Genomic DNA, 18,149 nt, shown 5'->3' with positions numbered 1-18,149 from the left:
TTCCCCTCGGTCGGCACCCGACACGTTTCCCCGCTCCCTATGAGCCCGCCACAGATTCTCTGGGTCGACGACGAGATCGACCTGCTTCGCTCCCACGTGATGTTTCTGGAGGAGAGGGACTACGAGGTCTCGACCGTGGCAAACGGGGCAGACGCCGTGGACCTGGTGCAACAGCGCCCCTTCGACGTAGTGCTGCTCGACGAGCAGATGCCGGGCATGGAGGGGCTGGAGGCCCTCGACGCCATCAAGGGCGAGCGGCCCAACCTGCCGGTGGTGCTCGTGACCAAGAGTGAGGAGGAGGACCTGATGGAGGCCGCCCTCGGCAACCAAATCAGCGACTACCTCACCAAACCCGTCAACCCCAGCCAAATCCTTCTCACCTGCAAGCGGCTTCTGGAACAGTCGCAGATTCGGCAGGAGGCCCTCTCCCAGCAGTACCTGCAGTCGTTCAACCAAATCTCCCAACGGCTCCGCACCCCCCTCTCCTCTCACGAGTGGGTTGACCTCTACCAAACCCTCGTGGAGTACGACCTGGAGTTGGCCGACGACGAGGGGGCCCGGCAGGTCTTCCAGGACCAGTTTGAGGAGGCGGACCGCGAATTTGGAGGGTTCGTCGAGGAGCGCTATCCGGACTGGATGGCACGCGTTGACGAGGCCCCCGGGGCAGACCGCCCGGTCCTCTCCCACGAGGTGGTGCCCGAGTTCGTACTGCCAGAGACGGGCGACGAGCCGGTCGTCTTCTTCGTGATCGACTGCCTGCGGTACGACCAGTGGCTTGAGATTTCCGAGCTGCTTCGGCCACACTATGCCGTCGACACGGACTTTTACATGAGCATCCTGCCCACGGCCACCCCCTATTCCCGCAACGCCGTCTTCAGTGGGATGCTGCCGGTCGACCTCGTGGATCGCTTTCCGAAGGCGTGGCAGACGGGCGAAGAGAGCGAGCACAGCCGCAACCAGTACGAGGACGCCCTGCTCCGCCACCAGCTTGACCAGCATCACCACGACGACCTAAGCCTCCGCTACGACAAGCTGATTACGAGCGAGGACGGGCAGCAGCTGGCCCGGGACGCGGCCAACCTGACGCAGCACGACCTAAGTGCCGTCGTCGTCAACTTCATCGACATCCTCGCCCACAGCCGCTCCGAATCGGACGTCTTGCAGGAGCTGGCCCCCGACGAGGAGGCCTACCGGGCCCTCACGCGGACCTGGTTCGAACACTCCTGGCTCCTCGACATGCTGAAGACACTGTCCGATACGGACTGTACGGTCGTCTTGACCAGCGACCACGGCGCCGTGCGCAGCCTGCAGTCGACCAAGGTGATCGGCGACCGCGAGACGTCCACGGCCCTCCGCTACAAGTATGGGAGCAACCTGAAGTGCGACGAGGACGACGCCATCTTCGTCCGGGAGCCGGAGCGGTTCGGGCTGCCCAGCTACGGGATGAACACGACCTACCTCTTCGCCAAGCAGGACTACTACTTCGTGTACCCTACCAACTTCCACCACTACGAAAATCTCTACCGGGACACCCTGCAGCACGGCGGGGCCTCGATGCAGGAGATGATTCTGCCCGTCGCGACGCTCCAGCCGAAGGGGTAAGCCTGGATCGGTCCAACGAATCCATGCCCGATGACCCGTGATGGGTGAAACGTGATGGCCGAACGACACCGGCCTCCTCCTCACGCATGATGCGTCACGCCTCCCCCCATGCCCGAAACGACACGCAGCACGATCCAGGACCTCCTCCCCCAAACGACCGACTCGGTGAAGGCCACCATGGCACTTGGGGCCCGGATCGTGAATATACTCGCCCCGGGGGCCGTCCTCGCACTGTACGGCGACCTGGGCTCGGGCAAGACCCACTTTGCCAAAGGCGTCGCCCGCGGCCTCGGCCTCCGCCCCGCCGAGGTGCGCAGCCCCACCTTCACGATTCTGTCCGTCCACGAGGAGGGCAAGCATCCGCTCTACCACTTCGACGCCTACCGCGTGCAGACGCCCGACGAGTTCGTGGAGCTCGGCTTCGAGACGTACGTGCACGGCGAGGGGATCACCTGCATCGAATGGGCCGGACGGGTCTCCCCCCTCCTTCCGCCCGACACAGTCCATCTTCAATTCCACCACGTGGCCCCGTCGAGGCGGCGGGTCACGCTCGGCGCCCCCGACGCGTCCGACGACGAGACCTCGCAGGCGTGAGTGCCCCCGGACGCGCGCCACGCGGCATTCCCGCTGGGCCCGGCCCCTCTCGACCTTTTCTCCTTCGACGCAGACCGCGAATGCCCGACGACGCCCTCGACCTTCTTCTGAACCGTCCCCAGTACGCCAACGTCGCCGACGACGCCTACGCCCCGGGCCTGGACCGGATGCGAACCCTGGTCGACGGGATGGGCAATCCGCACGAGGCGCTCCGGGCGGTGCACGTCGCCGGGACGAACGGAAAGGGCTCGACCGCCGCGATGACCGCGGCCATCGCCACCGCGGCGGGCCTGCGCACGGGCCTCCACACCTCCCCCCATCTCACGCACGTTGCCCAGCGGATGCGGGTGGATGGCACGCCCGCGCCCACCGACTGGCTCGCCGAGACGCTCGACGCGCACCGCGCCCTCATCGACGAGGTCCAGCCCAGCTTCTTCGAGCTCGCCGTCGCCCTCACCTTCCGGTACTTTGCCGAGCAGGACGTGGACCTGGCCGTGATTGAGGTGGGACTGGGCGGGCGCCTCGACTCGACGAACGTGCTCCGCCCTGCCCTGTCGGTGATCACCCACGTCGGATTCGACCACACCGACATGCTGGGCGACACCCTCGACGCCATCGCCCGCGAGAAGGCGGGCATCATCACGCCCGGAACGCCCGCCCTCAGTGCCGTGACCCCGGACGAGGCGCGGGCCGCCATCGCCGAGGTCGCCGCCACACAGGACGCCCCCCTCCACCGGCTCGACGACGAGACGTCCTGGACCCCCCACCGGTCGAACCTCACCGGGAGCACCTTCAGCCTCGACACCCCCGCGCACCACTACGATCGGCTTTCGTTGTCCCTTGCCGGTCCGCACCAGCAGCGCAACGCCGCCCTCGCCGTGCGGGCCGCGGAGCTCACGTTCCTGGCGGGCAAAGGCGATACGTCTGCCGACGCGGCGGTGCGGGAGGGCCTTGGCGACGTGCGGGGCCACACGGGCTTCCACGGGCGGCTCGACGTGCTTCAGGAGGAGCCCCTGATCGTGGTCGACGTGGGGCACAACCCCCCCGCCATTGCCGCCAGTCTCGACACGGTGGCGCCCGTCGTGGCCAACCGCGGCGGCACGCTGCACGTGTGCCTCAATGCGGTGCGGGGCAAGCAGCTCGACGCGACCGCCCGCCTGCTTGCCGCCCACGAGGCCGTCGTGATCCCCATCCCCATCGACACCAAGCGCGCCATTCCCCCCGGTGAAATTGCCGAGCGGCTGCGGGCACAGGGAGTTGCGACTCGCGATCCTCGCTCCCTCCCCGACGCGCTCGACGACTTTGAACAGGCCGCTGCCCCCGGGGATGGACTGCTCCTCATCGGCTCGCACAAGCTCGTGGACGTGCTCCCCCCTGCGCTCCGCGACTGACCGTCGCTCCCTGCTCCTCCCCGTTTCCCCCTGCGTCCATGCTCTTTCCCGCCGGCGACGACGAGCCTTCCTTCGAGGACGCCCCCCGGATCCTCCTCTTCACCGGCAAGGGCGGCACCGGCAAGACCACCTGTGCCGCCGCCACAGCCCTCCGCGCGGCCCGCAACGGCCACAAGACGCTCGTCCTCTCCTCGGACCCCGCCCACAGCCTCGCCGACGCGCTCGACCAGGAGCTCGGCCCGGAGGCCCAAGAGGTGCACGACGACCTCTTCGCCCAGGAGGTGGACCTCTACTACTCGATGCGGAAGCACTGGGGCAACATGCGGGAGCTGATGCTCACCGTCTTTCGCTGGCAGGGGGTCGACCAGATCGCCGCCGAGGAGCTGGCGGCCCTGCCGGGCATGAATGAGGGCTCGGTGCTGCTGTGGCTCGAAGAGGCCCTCCGCGAGGCCGACTACGACCTCGTCGTCGTGGACAGCGCGCCGACCGGCGAGACACTCACCCTCCTCACCCTCCCGCAGGTGACGCAGTGGTGGCTCGCGAAGGCGTTTCCGTTTCAGGAGCTGGCCGTCAAGTCGCTTGGATTCGGCGTCCGCAAGACCACCGGCATCCCCCTGGACAAGGGCTACGAGGAGCTAGAGGTGATTTTTGAAAAGCTGGAGCGCGTGCAACAGGTGCTCGCCACCCCGTCGACCACCTCCATCCGGCTCGTGACCAACCCCGAGAAGATGGTGATTGAGGAGGCCCGACGGGCATTCACGTACCTGCAGCTCTACGGCTACGGCGTGGACAGCGTCATCGTGAACCGCGTGCTGCCGGAAGCGGAGGTGCCGGAGAACTCGTTTTTCGAGGGCTACGTGGAGAGCCAGCGCGGATACCTCGAGGAGATCGAGCAGAGCTTTCGGCCCCTCCCGATTCTACAGGTGCCGCACCTGGGCGAAGAGGTGTTCGGGGCCGAGCGGCTGGGCCGCGTCGGGGATGCGATGTACTCGAAGCGGGCCCCGACGGACGTGTTCTACGACGAGCCTACGTTCACGGTGCAGGAGGACGGCGACGCGTACGTGTTGAAGCTCCGTCTCACGTTCGCCGCGGAGGACGACCTTGACGTGCGCCACCTCGGGGATCAGCTCGTCGTGCAGGTCGCCAATCAGCGGTCTAATGTACTCCTCCCCACCTTTCTCAACTACTACCGAATGACGAACGCGACCCTGGACGAGGGATGGCTCCGCGTCCGCTTCACGCCGGATGGAGCCTCTTCCCCAGCGTAAGTATGTCAGGCACCCGATCCTTCCCGATCGACGAACCCGTTCGGGGCCTCCTCGTTGAGAGCGACGCCTCGCCCGTCCGAGTCGAACTTCCACCTCCCATGTCCGTCCCCGACACCCTTCTGAAGCAGCTCTACACGTTCGGCAGCCTCGAGAATACCGACCGGGGCGTCGAGTTCGCACTCAAGAACCGACTCCAGGACGCCACGCTCACCGGCCTCCTCGGCATCAAAATCAACGGCGACGCGGTGCCACCAGAACGGGTGTACCTCTTCACCGGCGAGGGCAAGCCCTGCGCGGCCGACGAGATCTCGGAGGAGGACACGCTCGACTTTCCGCTGCGCCGCACCCTTCACGTGCGGGCCGACCGGCCGGCCCTCGAGACCGGCACGCACGACCTTACGCTGCGCTTCCGGGCCGATCCGTTCGGGACGCTCAGCTTCTCGGTCGAAGACTCGATCTCCGGCCAGGACGAGGCCCTGACGCGCATCCCCCGAGACCCGGACGACAATTATGGTCAAGCCATCATCGACGAGCGGCAGCAGTTCGTCGAGGACTACAGCGACACCTCGCTCGACCACGTGTCCCACTACTCGTTCGCCCCCGAGGTCACCGACGGCAACATCGAAAATTTCACCGGGGTCGCCCAGGTCCCACTCGGGGTTGCCGGCCCGCTGTCGGTGCACGGGGAGCACGCGCAGGACGACGTGCTGATCCCCCTCGCCACGTCCGAGGGCACGCTCGTGGCCTCCTACAACCGCGGCATCAAGGTGTGCAATCTGAGCGGCGGCGTAAAGGCCACCGTGTCCGGCGACTGCATGCAGCGCGCCCCGGTCTTCATCTTCAACGACGCCCGGGAGGCGCGCGACTTCGCCCACTGGGTGGACGACCACATGGATGCCGTCCGGGCGGAGGCGGAGGCAACTTCCAGCGTCGCGGAGCTGCTCTACATCGACCACTACCTGTCAAATCACTTCGCGTACCTGCGCTTCAACTACCGCACCGGCGACGCGGCGGGGCAGAACATGGTGGGCCGCGCCACCTTCGCCGCCTGCGGCTGGATCATGGACCAGTACCCGGGCTCCGTCGAGCACTTCTACCTGGAGTCGAACTTCGCGACGGACAAGAAGGCCTCGCAGGTCAATGTGATGCAGACCCGGGGGAAGCGCGTGACGGCCGAGGCGACCATCGACCGGGACACGCTCGCCCAGCACATGCGGGTGGAGCCCGAGGCCCTGCACCATCACTGGAACGTGTCGACCGTGGGGGCCTTTCTCTCCGGCGCCAACAACAACGGGGGCCACTCGCCCAACGCCATCACCGCGCTCTTCATCGCCACCGGGCAGGACGTGGCGAACGTCTCCGAGTCGTCCGCGGGCGTCCTTTACACCGACCTCACCGACGACGGGGACCTCTACATCTCGCTCACCATCCCGTCCCTCATCGTGGCCACGTACGGCGGGGGCACGGGGCTGCCCACCCAGCGCGAGTGCCTCGAACTCATGGGGTGCTACGGCAAGGGAAAAGTCCACAAGTTTGCCGAAATCGTGGCGGCGGCCACCCTCGCCGGCGAACTGTCGCTCGGCGCCGCCATCTCGTCGTCGGACTGGGTCTCCAGCCACGAGACGTACGGCCGGAATCGGTGACCGGGCGTGAGAACATGGACACACGGGCATGATCGTTGCCCACCCCCACCGTTCCCCTTTCAACATCTCAACGTGCAACGCTGATGCTTGCGGCGCTCGAACTCGCCATTCCGGTGCTCTACGCGGTATCGATTGTCGTCCTCACGGCCTACGGCGGCAACCTGCTCTGGCTGGCCCTCGTCCACGCCAACCACGAGACGCTCCGCGACGGCCCGGTGCCGGCCCCCGACGACCTGCCAGTCCCCACCGACGACTGGCCCGTCGTGACCGTGCAACTGCCGCTCTACAACGAGGCCGAAGTGGCGCGGCGCCTCATCGACGCCTGCGTGGATCTGGACTACCCCCGGGACCGGCTCGAAATCCAGGTCCTCGACGACTCGACCGACCAGACGACCGAGCGGGTGGCCCGCCGCGTCGCCCACTGGCAGGACCAGGGCGTGGACATCACCCACGTCCGCCGCGACGACCGCACCGGCTACAAGGCCGGCGCCCTCGCCAACGGCCTGCAGCTCGCCCGGGGCAATCTCGTCACGATTTTCGACGCCGACTTCGTGCCGCGCCCGTCGTTTCTCCGGCGCCTCGTCCCGCACTTCTTCGACGCCCCCGACCTCGGCATGGTGCAGGCCCGCTGGGGCCACCTCAACCGGGACGACTCGCTGCTGACGAAGGTGCAGGCCTTCGGGCTCGACGCCCACTTTGCGATCGAGCAGCGGGTGCGCGAGCTGGCCGGGTGCTTCCTCAACTTCAACGGCACCGCGGGCGTCTGGCGCCGCGCCTGCATCGAGGACGCGGGTGGGTGGCAGCACGACACGCTCACCGAAGACCTCGACCTCAGCTACCGCGCCCAACTTCGGGGCTGGACCCTCACGTATCTTCCCTCCGCGGAGGCCCCGGCCGAATTGCCGCCCGACATGAACGCGCTCCGTGCCCAGCAATTTCGGTGGGCAAAGGGCGGCGCCGAAACGGCCCTCAAGCTCACGGGGCGCCTCTGGCGCTCAACGCAGCCCTGGCGGGTGAAGCTAGCGGGAACGTTCCACCTCACCGCCCACTTCGCCTTTCCCTTCATTCTGCTCGCCGCCCTCACTCATGCCCCTCTTCTTCTGCTGAAGGGCGTCGGGCACGGGCCCGGGGAGGCCTACTTCGCCGTCATGGGGTTCGGCCTGTTCGGGTTCGCCGGCTTTTTCCTCGCCCAGCTTTTCGCCCAGCGGGCCCTTCATCCTGACTGGCGGCGACGGCTCCGTCTCTTCGTTCCGTTCATGGCCGGCACCATGGGCCTCTCCATCAGCAACACGAACGCCGTCTGGCAGGCCCTCCGCGGCACCGACACCGCATTCATCCGCACGCCGAAGTACGGCGCCGGGGGCGGCGACGGCTGGTGGGAGAGCCGCTACGCCATCCGCGAGGTGCCACGGGTCGTGTGGGGCGAGATGGCACTGGCCCTCTACTCGACCGTCGGCCTCGGCGTCGTGGTCGGCCTCGGCGAGTGGGCCGCCGTTCCGTTCCAGGCCCTGTTCGCCCTCGGGTTTGCGCTCGTGACCGCGTCGAGCCTGCGACAGGCCCTGACGGCGCAGCGGCGCCCCTCCACCCCCGCCTCGTCCCCGGCCGCCTAGCTCTCCCCTTCTATCCATTCCCAGTAGCCCCTCTGAGGACACAGTCCCCCATCACGCACGTCCGGGCCAGGAACCCCCGTGGGCGTCCCTCATTGTCCCTGTCCCTCGCTCCCCCCCGAGCGCGCCTCACCCGCCCGCCATGTCTGTGCCCGATCTCCAAGAGCCCCTCGCCCTGCTGGAACAGGAGGACTACGACGCCGCCATCGCGATGCTCACCGACAAGGTGGCGGCCCTGCCGGCCCACCTGGGAGCGCACGTGCTACTGGCCCACGCGTACGAGTCCCAGGAGCGCTGGGAAGAGGCCCTGCAGTCGTGGGCGGAGGCGCGCGTCCTGATGCCGAACAGCCCCATCGCCGAGACCGGCACGCAGCGAGTCCTCCGTCGCCTGGAAGAGGACAGCGGGCCCTCGTTCAGCTTTGCGTTTCCCTCGTCCCTCAAGACTCCATCTGGCCGCGACACCGACCCGGACGCCTCCCCCGCGGCCGATGCGCAGGACGATTCGGCCGACGCAGACTCCGGCCTGGCCCAGCTGCGACGCCAGGCCGAACGGGAGGCCCGACAGGGCGGGGCCCGTCCCGGCCTGTCCGACGCGCCCCCGTCGTCGGATCTTCCCTCGTCTCCCGACACCCCTCCACCAACCCCCGAGGAGCAGGTCGAACAGCTCGAAGACGAGGGCGGCGCCGACGACCTCGACCACCTCATCGACGAGTTGCAGTCGGCCCGCATCGAACCGGAGCCGGATGCCGACCCCGATGTCCCGCCCCCGGAGGTCGACGACGGGCCGGAGCGCGAGGAGGACGACACGGAAGACATCGTCTCGGAAACCCTGGCTCAGATCCACAAAGGACAGGGAGACCATCAGGAGGCCGCCCGCATCTACGCCACCCTGGCCGAGCAGGAGCCCGACCGGGCCGACGAGTTTCGGGAAAAGGCCGATGAGATGCGCAAGAAGGCCGACGCCCCCGACGAAGAGTCGTAGGCCGCCCCCTCACGGGCCTTCGACGAAGCCCCTCCGTTCCGCCGTTCGCAGTACTCGTCGTCCCGCATGGACGCCCTCCTCTCTCTTCATCGCACCTCTCCCCGACTGGTCGTCGGGCTCATGTCCGGCACCTCGCTCGATGGGGTCGACGCCGCACTCGTCCAGCTCGACGGCAGCGGCACACCCCTGACGATGGAGGCCGAGGCGTTCGTCCACGTCCCCTACTCCGAGTCCCTCCGGGCCCTCACCCGGAAGACCACCGTCCCCGACTCGTCGTCGATCCAAGACGTGGCCCGCCTCGACGCTCGAATCGCGGAAGCGTATGTGGAGGCCGTCGACCGCGTGCTGGCGAACGGCGACGCGGACCGCGCGGATCTCGACCTCGTGGGGGCCCACGGGCAGACCGTGTGCCACTGCCCCGAGCCGACGGACTGTGCCGGCGAGGACGTCCGGGCCACGCTCCAGCTGGGCAACTCGTCGACGCTCGCCACCCACCTGGGCGTGCCCGTCGTCGGCAATTTCCGGGCGGCCGACCTGGCGCTGGGCGGGCAGGGCGCCCCGCTGGTGCCGTACTTCGACGTCGTCACCTTCACCGACGCCGAGGCGCCCCGTGGGCTGCTCAACCTCGGCGGCATCGCCAACCTCACAGTGCTCCCCGCTGGGGGGGCGCCGGACGAGGTGCGAGCGTTCGATACCGGCCCGGCCAACATGGTGATCGACGCCCTCGCCGCCCGCCTTTTTGACGCGTCCCACGACCCGGACGGCCGGCACGCCGCCAGCGGCACCCCCGACCACGACCTGCTTGCCGACCTGCTGGAGGGCGACTACTTCCGCCGCGAACCGCCAAAATCCACCGGACGTGACGACTTCGGGCCGGAGTACGTGGACCGTCTGTTGAGCGCCGCCCAGTCCCGCGGTCTGAGTGCCGAGGACACGATCGCGACGGCGACGCTCCTGACGGCCGCCTCCGTTTACCAGGCGTACGCCCAGTACGTACGCCCGGAGCAGTCCATCGGCGAACTCATCGTCAGCGGGGGCGGGGTGCACAACGACACGCTCTGGCGGATGCTGGAGGAGGCCTTCACCCCGATCCCGGTCCGCTCCACCGCGGACTACGGCGTGGACCCGGACGCGAAGGAGGCCCTCTGCTTTGCCGTCCTCGCCCACGAGACCGTCAACGGCGTGCCCACGAACCTGCCGTCGGTCACGGGCGCCTCGGCCCGAACGGTGCTGGGATCGATCAGCGTGCCGGGTCGATAGAGCGGCGGTCCCCCGCCCCACCGTTCAGAGAGTCCCGCTACCATACCACGACGAGCCGACACGTCGCCGTCACGTCCCCGACCGTCACGTGGACAACGTACACCCCGCTCGGCAGCCCCTTGCCCCCAATCGCCATCGCGTGCCGCCCAGCCGGGCGCAAGGGACGAAGCATCTTTCGCTTAGACCGATCGCCACATCCGATCCGGGGTCACCGCGTTGCAACCGTCTCTCCGCCCCCACCTCCGTTTCTCGATCGGTCCGTGAGTGTGTCTGCGGTCCCACCGCCCGACGTGCTTTAGGAAAGCAACCGCCCGGAGACATGGACATGCCCTTGCCGTAGCCAACCATCTCCCGTCTCTGTCAACCAAAAAGCCGACGAAAGGGCCCCTGTGCTGCCTCGACGGGCAAACATGCCTGTGCCGCCGGGGTATAGGAATTTCGGCAGTCAATGCTTTTTCGAATGCAAGCCCCGGCCCCCATGGAATCCCAGCAGCAGTCCGACCAGACGGCCCTCGCTGAGATCGGCGAGTTCGGCCTCATTGCTCTCCTGCGCGACACGCTCGGCGAGCCGACCGACGACACCATCGTGTCGGGCATCGCCGACGACGCGGCCGTGTACCGCACGGACGACGACCGTGTCCACGTGATGACGACGGACACGCTCATCGAAGGCGTGCACTTCGACCGCGCCTTCATGCCGATGGAGCACCTCGGCTTCAAGGCCCTCTCGGTCAACGTGAGCGACGTGGTGGCGATGAACGCGTCGCCGCGCTACGCGACCGTCTCGATTGGCATTCCGCAGAACGTGTCCGTCGAGATGATTACCACGGTCTACGAGGGCCTGAAGCAGGCCTGCGACGCCTACGACATGCACATCGTAGGGGGCGACACGAACGCGTCCCACGGCCTGTCGCTCTCGATCTCCGTCGTGGGGGCTGCCGACGAAGACGCCGTGGTGTACCGAACGGGGGCCCAGGTGGGCGACAAGATCTGCGTGACCGGCGACATCGGCTCCTCCTACGCAGGCCTGAAGGTGCTTCTGCGGAACCGAGAACGCCTCCAGGAGCAGGAAGAGGACTTCGAGCCGGACCTCGACCCGTACTCCTACGTCATTCGTCGGCACCTGGCCCCGCCGGCGCAGCTCAAGACAATTCGTGAGTGGGACGACGCCGGGGTGCAGCCCCACGCCCTCATCGACATTTCGGACGGGCTCTCCGCCGAGGTGCACCACATCTGCGAGGCCGGTGACCTTGGCGCCCAGCTCTACGAGCCGGCCCTGCCCATTGACCCGGAGACCCGCAACACGGCCACCGACTTCGGGGAGGACGTGACGATCTACGCCCTGTTCGGCGGCGAGGACTACGAACTGGTGTTCACGATTCCGGAAGACGAGCTCGAGGCCCTCGACCCGCAGACGTACACGGTGGTGGGCGAGATCGTGGAGCCCGACGCCCCCGAACACCCGATCAAGATTCAGCGCGCCCACGGCGAGAATGTCCCCCTTCAGCCCGGGGGCTTCGACCACTTCGACGACCCGTCCGCAACCGCCTCACAGGTGTAGTCCCTCACTCAGTCCAACGTCCCTGCCGCCTCCTGGCACGCCTTCCGGAGGGCACGCAGCTCGTCCTTGAGGCGGTCGATCTCGGTTTCCAGCGTATCCAGGGCCGCCTCGGCGCCCGTGAGATCCCCCGTGTGGCCCATCTCCTCAAGCGTCTGGGCCGCCCCGCTGGACGGGGACGCCCGGAGGCTTCCCGCAGCCCCCTTCAGGCCGTGGGCCTCCCGTTCCAGCGTCTCGGTGTCTCCCCGCTCAACCGCCTCCCGGATGGCGTCCATGTAGTCTGAACAGTCCGTCAGAAACGAGTCGATCAGGGTTGCGATGATGTCCGGGTCCCCGTCCAGCAGATCAACGAGGGCGTCCCGGTCAACGGCGGGCGTAGACATGGCACTTCCGGTCGGCTGAATCGGTTCAGTGGGTGCCTCGACGGCGTGAGTGCCCAACACGACGGGGTCCGCCTGTCTGTTCTCGTGTGCGGACGGGAGGATGTATTTTCCACGTCGACGGCGGAAGCACGACCCCTTCCGTCTTTCCGGCCGAAACGCCGGGTGTAGGGACGCCTCGAGGCATGCGTCGTTGTGTTTTTGCAGAGCAAGAAGCATGCGAGGAACCGAGGATGCGTTCCTATGGTCGCTGCCGCGCACAGGCGAACGGGGTCCACTGGTCGAGCCAGGCCTGCCGCTGGACGTGGCGCCGATGGTACCCTGGGGCCTGCCCGATGGGCGACCCGGGCGGTGCGTCGACGGTAGTGCGGCCCGAGGCTGCGTCGTGGGACCGGTCGACGTACCGGTCGATCGACGTCCGGATGGCGGTCCGATGGGCCTCCGCTTCCGTGCTCTCGCCCGGATGGGCCGCGAGCCAGTCCCGGAGCGTGCGCAGGTGCTGGTCCAGACGCGCCTGTACGGCCGGCGCCCCGTCCTCAGCGTCGGCGCGGTCGAGCAGCACGTCCGTCCAGGCCTGCTGCACCGTTCGCTGCACCTCGGCCGAATACGCATCGGTGGGCGCATCGGCCTTCCAGACGGCGTCGGTGATTCGTGTCACCGTACCCTGCAGGCCCGGGAGGTTGGCGCTGGCGTCGTGCTGCTCAACGAGGCGCAGGGCGCGCTCCGGCTGAGTGAGGGCGTCCAGGACCATCGTGGCGGCCACCTCGGCCGGGGCGTAGGGGTCGAACGTCGGGTCCGTGCGCCCCTCGAACAGCTCGCGGTGCTCTGCGTGGCCGGGCGGACGCGGCGGAATGCGGGTGCGGGCGGCTTCGGGCAGCGCCAGTGCCGACGGCGTGATTGTGGAGAGCAGGGCATCGAGGGCCGCCGTCTGCTGCGAGGCCGGGACGCGCTCGGCCAACTGCGGGTCCGCCTCCCCCCGCGTGGCGTACTCGTAGGCTTCGCCCCCCACCAGCTTCGCGGTCGCCCCGACTTGGTACCGGTGCCGCAGGTAGAGCGGCACGAGGGCCTCTTCCATGCGGGCCAGCGGCGCGCCCCGCTTCACGACCGCCTCGCCAAACCGGTCGAGCGCTACGTCTCGCACCCGCATCTCCCGGTCGAGGGCCTCCACCATGTCGCGCCCATTGTCCCAGAGATTGCCCATCGGGTGGGCAGCCCCAGGCGGGCGGGCGTCAGCGTCGGTGACGTACCGGAGCCCCTCTCGCTCGGCCGCCCGAATGAGGCTATCGAGCAGTGCAGCCTCGGTCTGATCGGGGCCCGGGCGGGCATAGGCGTACTGAACGGCCTGTACGTCCCACCGCTCCACGCCGGCATCGTAGGCCCCCTCCAGCGTGATCGAGTCGCCACGCACCCGGGCCAGCGGGGCCGGGTAGTCCATCACCGAGGCGCGGTCGTTCACCGACCCGGCAAAGTTGTGAGCGAGACCGAGCGTGTGCCCCACCTCGTGCGCCGACAGCTGCCGAATGCGGGCGAGGGCCATCTCCAACATCGGGTCGTTTTCCGGAAGAAATCCGTCGGCGTGGGCCCCCTGATACGGCGCCAGCAGGCCCTCGGCCAGCAGGTGGTCCTGTCGCACCCGCTGGGAGCCAAGCGTGACGTGGCCCTTCAGGATCTCGCCGGTCCGCGGGTCGGTGACGGAGGCACCGTAGCTCCAGCCCCGCGTGCGGCGGTGGACCCACTGGATCACGTTGTAGCGCACGTCCATCGCGTCGGCACTGTCCGGCAGCACCTCGACCCGGTACGCGTCCTCGAAGCCCGCCGCCTCGAACGCCTCGTCCCACCAGCGCGCCCCGTCGAGCAGGGCACTGCGCACCGGCTCGGGTGTGCCGGGGTCGAGGTGGTAGACAATCGGCTCTTTGGGCGGGCATCGCCCGTCCGCGCCAGGCGGCTCCGCACAGGCAAGCCGGTGCCGGTTGATAAGACGGGTCGTCATGGACTCCCCAATCGGCGTCGCGAAGTCCATGTAGTCCGCGTAGAAGAGCCCGGAGCGCGGGTCGAAGCGGCGCGGGCTGTACCCGGACGTGTCCGGCAGCTCGACGAGCGAGTGGCGCACCCGAAGCGTGACGGCCCGGGGCACGGCCGCCGTCTGCTCCACGTACTCGCCCGGGTCGCCGTCCGTGGTAAAGGTGAGCCGCGCCTCCAGCTCTGTGTTTTCCGGGAAGGCCTTCACGTGTTCGAGAACGGGCACGCTGCGCTCTTTGGCAAGCGAGTACGCGCCCTGCCCCGTGTTTTCGAGGCGACGGGCCACCCCGTGGGCGTCGCGCACCACGAAGTCGGTCGCGTCGACCAGCACGCGACCGTCGGGCCCCTCGGCCGCCACCTCGAAGCCCCATACGACGCCGGGCGCAAACGCCTCCCGCACGGCCTTTTGCTCATGCTCGTTTTTGGAGGCGGCGCGGTAGTCGAGGTTCGGCGCCACGAGGAGCACTTTCGGCCCCGTTCGTTCGAAGCGGACGACCCGCTGCGTGCCGAGCTGGCCGCGGTCGAGCCCGACGAGATTCGAGCCGAGCCCGGTGGGAAGTGAGCCGACGTACAGCATCTCGGTATCGAACCGAGAAATTTCCAGCCAGAGCCGCCCCGTCGTCTCGTCCCAGTAGACGGGCACGTAGCCGTCCATCTTCGTCATCTCCTCCGTCTTTTCGGCGATGGTGGGAAGGGCGGCCTTCTCTGCCCCTTGCGCGAGCGCAGAAGAGGTGATGCCCCCCACTGCAGCGATCACGAGAAGCACGACGCAGAGGAGACGCGGCCCGGCGTGACTGAAAACGGGAGGCATGGGAACAGGCCAGATGGGTGTGGGAGTGGAACGTGGAGCCGCTCAGAATCTACGAATTGGCGCAATGGAAACCGAAATGCCGAGAGACATAGAATTTCCGGATTCTTTGCGGGGCAGCCGTGGAATCCTCATCCGTCGCATGGGCATTTTCCATCGACGCCCTTTACATTTCTAATCGTGTATACGCTACATCCGGCCCGATATTCTTCGGCGAAGCGCCGCCGTTTTCCACAGCGTCTGGCCCCTCTTCTCATCGAATAATTGACCCCGTCTCATGGAAGTAGGAAGCAACGAAGTCAAGGGCACAATCGTCGAGGTCCTCGGCCCGGTCGTCGACGCCGAATTCCCACGCGACGGCGTGCCCAACATCTTGGATGCTCTTCGTATCGATCGGGAGGACGGCCGCGACCTAGTTCTGGAGGTGCAGCAGCACCTCGGCGAACGGCGTGTGCGCGCCATCGCGATGGACTCAACCGACGGTCTGCAACGCGGCCAGGACATCGTGGCGACGAACCAGCCCATCAGTGTGCCCATCGGGCAAGAGATTCGGGGCCGCCTCTTCAACGTGGTCGGCCAGCCAATCGACGGCCTGCCGGAGCCGGATGTCGACGAGCGGCGCGCCATCCACCAGGACCCGCCCGACTACGACGAGCTCACCGGGTCGCAGGAAGTGCTGGAGACCGGCATCAAGGTGATGGACCTGATCCAGCCGGTGCCGAAGGGCGGCAAGGTCGGCCTCTTCGGCGGGGCCGGCGTCGGCAAGACGGTCCTCATCATGGAGCTCATCAACAACATCGCCAAGGCGCACGAGGGCCTCTCGGTCTTCTCCGGCGTCGGGGAGCGCACCCGGGAGGGCAACGACCTGCTCCGCGAGATGATTGAGGCCGGCGTGATGACCTACGGCGAAGAGTTCCGCGAGTCGATGGAGTCCGGCGGGTGGGACCTCGACAAGGTCGACCTCGAGACGATGAACAGCGAGAGCAACATCTCGCTCGTCTTCGGCCAGATGAACGAGCCGCCGGGCGCCCGGGCCCGTGTGGGCCTCACCGGGCTCACGATCGCGGAGTACTTCCGCGACCTCGGGGGGCGCGACGTGCTCTTCTTCCTCGACAACATCTTCCGCTTCGTCCAGGCGGGCCAGGAGATGTCGGCCCTCATGGGGCGCATGCCGAGCGCCGTGGGCTACCAGCCGACACTCGCCAGTGAGATGGGCGACCTCCAGGAGCGCATTACCTCGACCCAGGAAGGCTCCATCACCTCCTTCCAGGCCGTCTACGTCCCCGCCGACGACCTGACGGACCCCGCCCCGGCCACGACGTTTGCCCACCTGGACTGCACGACCGTCCTCTCGCGTCAGCTGTCCACGCAGGGCATCTACCCGGCCATCGACCCGCTCGACTCCACGAGCCAGATGCTCAACGAGCGGGCGCTGGGCACTGAGCACTACGAGACCGCACAGGACGTGAAAGAGATCCTCCAGCGCTACGAGGAGCTGCAAGACATCATCGCGATTCTCGGAATGGACGAGCTGAGCGACGAGGACAAGCAGGCCGTCAACCGCGCCCGGCGCGTACAGCGGTTCCTGAGCCAGCCCTTTTTCGTGGCCGAGCAGTTTACCGGCCAGCCCGGCAAATACGTCCCCATCGAGGAGACCATCCGCGGCTTCCGCATGATTCTCGACGGCGAGCTCGATCACCTGCCCGAGCGGGCCTTCCTCCTCAAGGGCACGATCGACGAGGTCATCGAGGCCGGTGAAGAGATGGCCGAAGAAGCATAACCGACCCTCGAATTGCGGGCGGCGAACGGGACCGTTCGTGCGACGCGCATTCGACCTCCGCACTTCGTCATTTGACCTTGACGCCCCATGGCCGACGAACTGACCGTTGACATCGTGACGCCGGACGAGCGCTCATTTCAGGGCCCGGCCGACGGCGTTCGTGCCCCCGGCATCGAAGGCTCGTTTGAGGTCCGCGAGGACCATGCGCCCATGATCGCCGCGTTCGGGATTGGACCCCTGATCGTGAAGACCCAGGCGGCCCACGAGTATGCCGACGTGCACAACGACCGCATCATCTTCGCCACCAGTGGGGGCTTCCTGGAGATTATTGACAACAAGGTGACCGTGCTGGCCGAAACGGTCGAGCCGGCCTCGGAGATCGACGTGGACCGGGCCGAGAGCGCCAAGGAGCGCGCGAAACAGCGCCTGGAGCAGGGCCTGCAGCAGGAGGAGCGTGACACCTACGAGTCCGCCCGCGACCGGGCCCGCAACCGTCTGCGCGTCGCCATGGGCAAGGTCGGCACGCAACAGACATAGGGGGCGTCGTGCGCCGCCCTCCTGTGCCTTCACCTTGAAGGTCTTTTTGGTGGGATCGGGACGCCGTCTCCACTTCTCCGGCGTTCCTTCTCCTGATTGCCCCCATCGGCCCTCTCGACCGGTTTTCCCACCGTCCCTGTGCCGAAGCGCCCTCTCCATGATGGCTTCGGCAGTCGATCATGGAGGGACGGCCGCCGGGCCGTGGACACGAGGCCCTGCGAGGGCCGAGCCGCGAGCGTGCAGACACGCGCCGCGTCGTCCGCTTTTGCCCGTCCCCGGTTTCTTCCCAGCTGTCCTGTCCCCCAATGAGGACTTGGCTTGCCCTCCCCCTCGTCTGTCTGTGGAGCCTCACGGGCGTGGCCGCCCAGCCGATGCCCGAGCGCCCGTCCGACGATCTGCTGACGCGACCTGCGCTCCAGGCGGTCGTGGAGGCGCAGGTCGACCGAAACGGCCCCCTGTTGCGCAAAAAGATCGGGGCCGACGACGCCGACGTGCGGGCCCGGGCCGCTCTTGCCCTCGCGTCCGTCCGGGACACCAGCGCCATTTCAGGACTCCTCGATCTGCTGAGCGACGGCGTCCCCCTCGTCCGCACCGACGCCGCGTTTGCACTCGGCCAGATGCCGTCGGGGGTCCCGGCGTCCCCACTGCTCCGGGCCCTGGGCCGTGAGCGCGATCCCTCGGTGCAGAACCGCCTCATTGAGGCGCTCGGCACGACGGGCA

15 protein-coding genes are annotated in these 18,149 nt (G+C 67.8%); 12 read left to right on the top strand and 3 right to left on the bottom strand.

What is annotated here, in order from left to right; all coding sequences use genetic code 11:
* Positions 1-39 precede the first annotated feature (39 nt).
* The 8 genes from porX (at position 40) to B7R93_RS08615 (ending at position 10,347) form a co-directional block, all read left to right on the top strand.
* Positions 40-1,602, top strand: a complete 1,563-nt coding sequence (porX, locus tag B7R93_RS08650) for a T9SS response regulator signal transducer PorX (RefSeq protein WP_103020382.1) — start codon at positions 40-42, stop codon at positions 1,600-1,602.
* Positions 1,603-1,710: 108 nt separating this feature from the next.
* Positions 1,711-2,196, top strand: coding sequence for a tRNA (adenosine(37)-N6)-threonylcarbamoyltransferase complex ATPase subunit type 1 TsaE (tsaE, locus tag B7R93_RS08645; RefSeq protein WP_103020381.1), 486 nt, complete (start codon positions 1,711-1,713; stop codon positions 2,194-2,196).
* 80 nt (positions 2,197-2,276) lie between these two features.
* Entirely contained in the window at positions 2,277-3,587 is a 1,311-nt protein-coding gene (locus B7R93_RS08640; RefSeq protein WP_103020380.1) for a bifunctional folylpolyglutamate synthase/dihydrofolate synthase, read from the top strand.
* 38 nt (positions 3,588-3,625) lie between these two features.
* Positions 3,626-4,855, top strand: a complete 1,230-nt coding sequence (locus B7R93_RS08635; RefSeq protein WP_103020379.1) for an ArsA family ATPase — start codon at positions 3,626-3,628, stop codon at positions 4,853-4,855.
* Positions 4,856-4,953: 98 nt separating this feature from the next.
* Positions 4,954-6,498: a hydroxymethylglutaryl-CoA reductase gene (locus B7R93_RS08630; RefSeq protein WP_103020637.1), complete on the top strand. Its 1,545-nt coding sequence runs from the start codon at positions 4,954-4,956 to the stop codon at positions 6,496-6,498.
* Positions 6,499-6,581: 83 nt separating this feature from the next.
* Positions 6,582-8,108 carry a glycosyltransferase gene (locus B7R93_RS08625; protein ID WP_103020378.1) on the top strand — a complete coding sequence of 509 codons (1,527 nt, stop codon included), beginning with the start codon at positions 6,582-6,584 and terminating at the stop codon, positions 8,106-8,108.
* Positions 8,109-8,247: 139 nt separating this feature from the next.
* Positions 8,248-9,087: a tetratricopeptide repeat protein gene (locus B7R93_RS08620; protein ID WP_103020377.1), complete on the top strand. Its 840-nt coding sequence runs from the start codon at positions 8,248-8,250 to the stop codon at positions 9,085-9,087.
* 66 nt (positions 9,088-9,153) lie between these two features.
* A complete protein-coding gene (locus B7R93_RS08615; protein ID WP_103020376.1) occupies positions 9,154-10,347 on the top strand; it encodes an anhydro-N-acetylmuramic acid kinase in 1,194 nt (397 codons plus the stop codon).
* A 37-nt stretch (positions 10,348-10,384) separates the two neighbouring features.
* Here B7R93_RS08615 and B7R93_RS15515 read toward each other — a convergent pair whose 3' ends face one another.
* The gene (locus tag B7R93_RS15515; RefSeq protein ID WP_198598627.1) at positions 10,385-10,519 is read right to left on the bottom strand and encodes a T9SS type A sorting domain-containing protein; all 135 of its coding nucleotides are present in this window, start codon (positions 10,517-10,519) and stop codon (positions 10,385-10,387) included.
* A 306-nt stretch (positions 10,520-10,825) separates the two neighbouring features.
* Between B7R93_RS15515 and thiL the strand changes: the two genes are divergently transcribed.
* Positions 10,826-11,908, top strand: a complete 1,083-nt coding sequence (thiL, locus tag B7R93_RS08610) for a thiamine-phosphate kinase (protein WP_103020375.1) — start codon at positions 10,826-10,828, stop codon at positions 11,906-11,908.
* Positions 11,909-11,916: 8 nt separating this feature from the next.
* Here thiL and B7R93_RS08605 read toward each other — a convergent pair whose 3' ends face one another.
* Both B7R93_RS08605 and B7R93_RS08600 read right to left on the bottom strand, forming a co-directional pair.
* Positions 11,917-12,288, bottom strand: a complete 372-nt coding sequence (locus B7R93_RS08605; protein WP_103020374.1) for an Hpt domain-containing protein — start codon at positions 12,286-12,288, stop codon at positions 11,917-11,919.
* A 238-nt stretch (positions 12,289-12,526) separates the two neighbouring features.
* On the bottom strand, positions 12,527-15,115 hold the full coding sequence (locus B7R93_RS08600; RefSeq protein ID WP_103020373.1) for a zinc-dependent metalloprotease: 2,589 nt from the start codon (positions 15,113-15,115) through the stop codon (positions 12,527-12,529).
* A 274-nt stretch (positions 15,116-15,389) separates the two neighbouring features.
* Here B7R93_RS08600 and atpD point away from each other — a divergent pair, with 274 nt between their 5' ends.
* From atpD to B7R93_RS15865, 3 genes are all read left to right on the top strand, one after another.
* A complete protein-coding gene (atpD, locus tag B7R93_RS08595) occupies positions 15,390-16,892 on the top strand; it encodes a F0F1 ATP synthase subunit beta (RefSeq protein ID WP_103020372.1) in 1,503 nt (500 codons plus the stop codon).
* An 87-nt stretch (positions 16,893-16,979) separates the two neighbouring features.
* Positions 16,980-17,429, top strand: a complete 450-nt coding sequence (gene atpC / locus B7R93_RS08590; RefSeq protein ID WP_103020371.1) for an ATP synthase F1 subunit epsilon — start codon at positions 16,980-16,982, stop codon at positions 17,427-17,429.
* 305 nt (positions 17,430-17,734) lie between these two features.
* On the top strand, positions 17,735-18,149 hold a 415-nt coding region (locus B7R93_RS15865), incomplete at its 3' end, for a HEAT repeat domain-containing protein (protein WP_232798216.1).

The organism is Salinibacter altiplanensis (assembly GCF_002894645.1).
Lineage (GTDB): Bacteria > Bacteroidota > Rhodothermia > Rhodothermales > Salinibacteraceae > Salinibacter > Salinibacter altiplanensis.
Note: the sequence above shows the minus strand (reverse complement) of the source record. Positions and strands in the feature narration are given on the sequence as shown.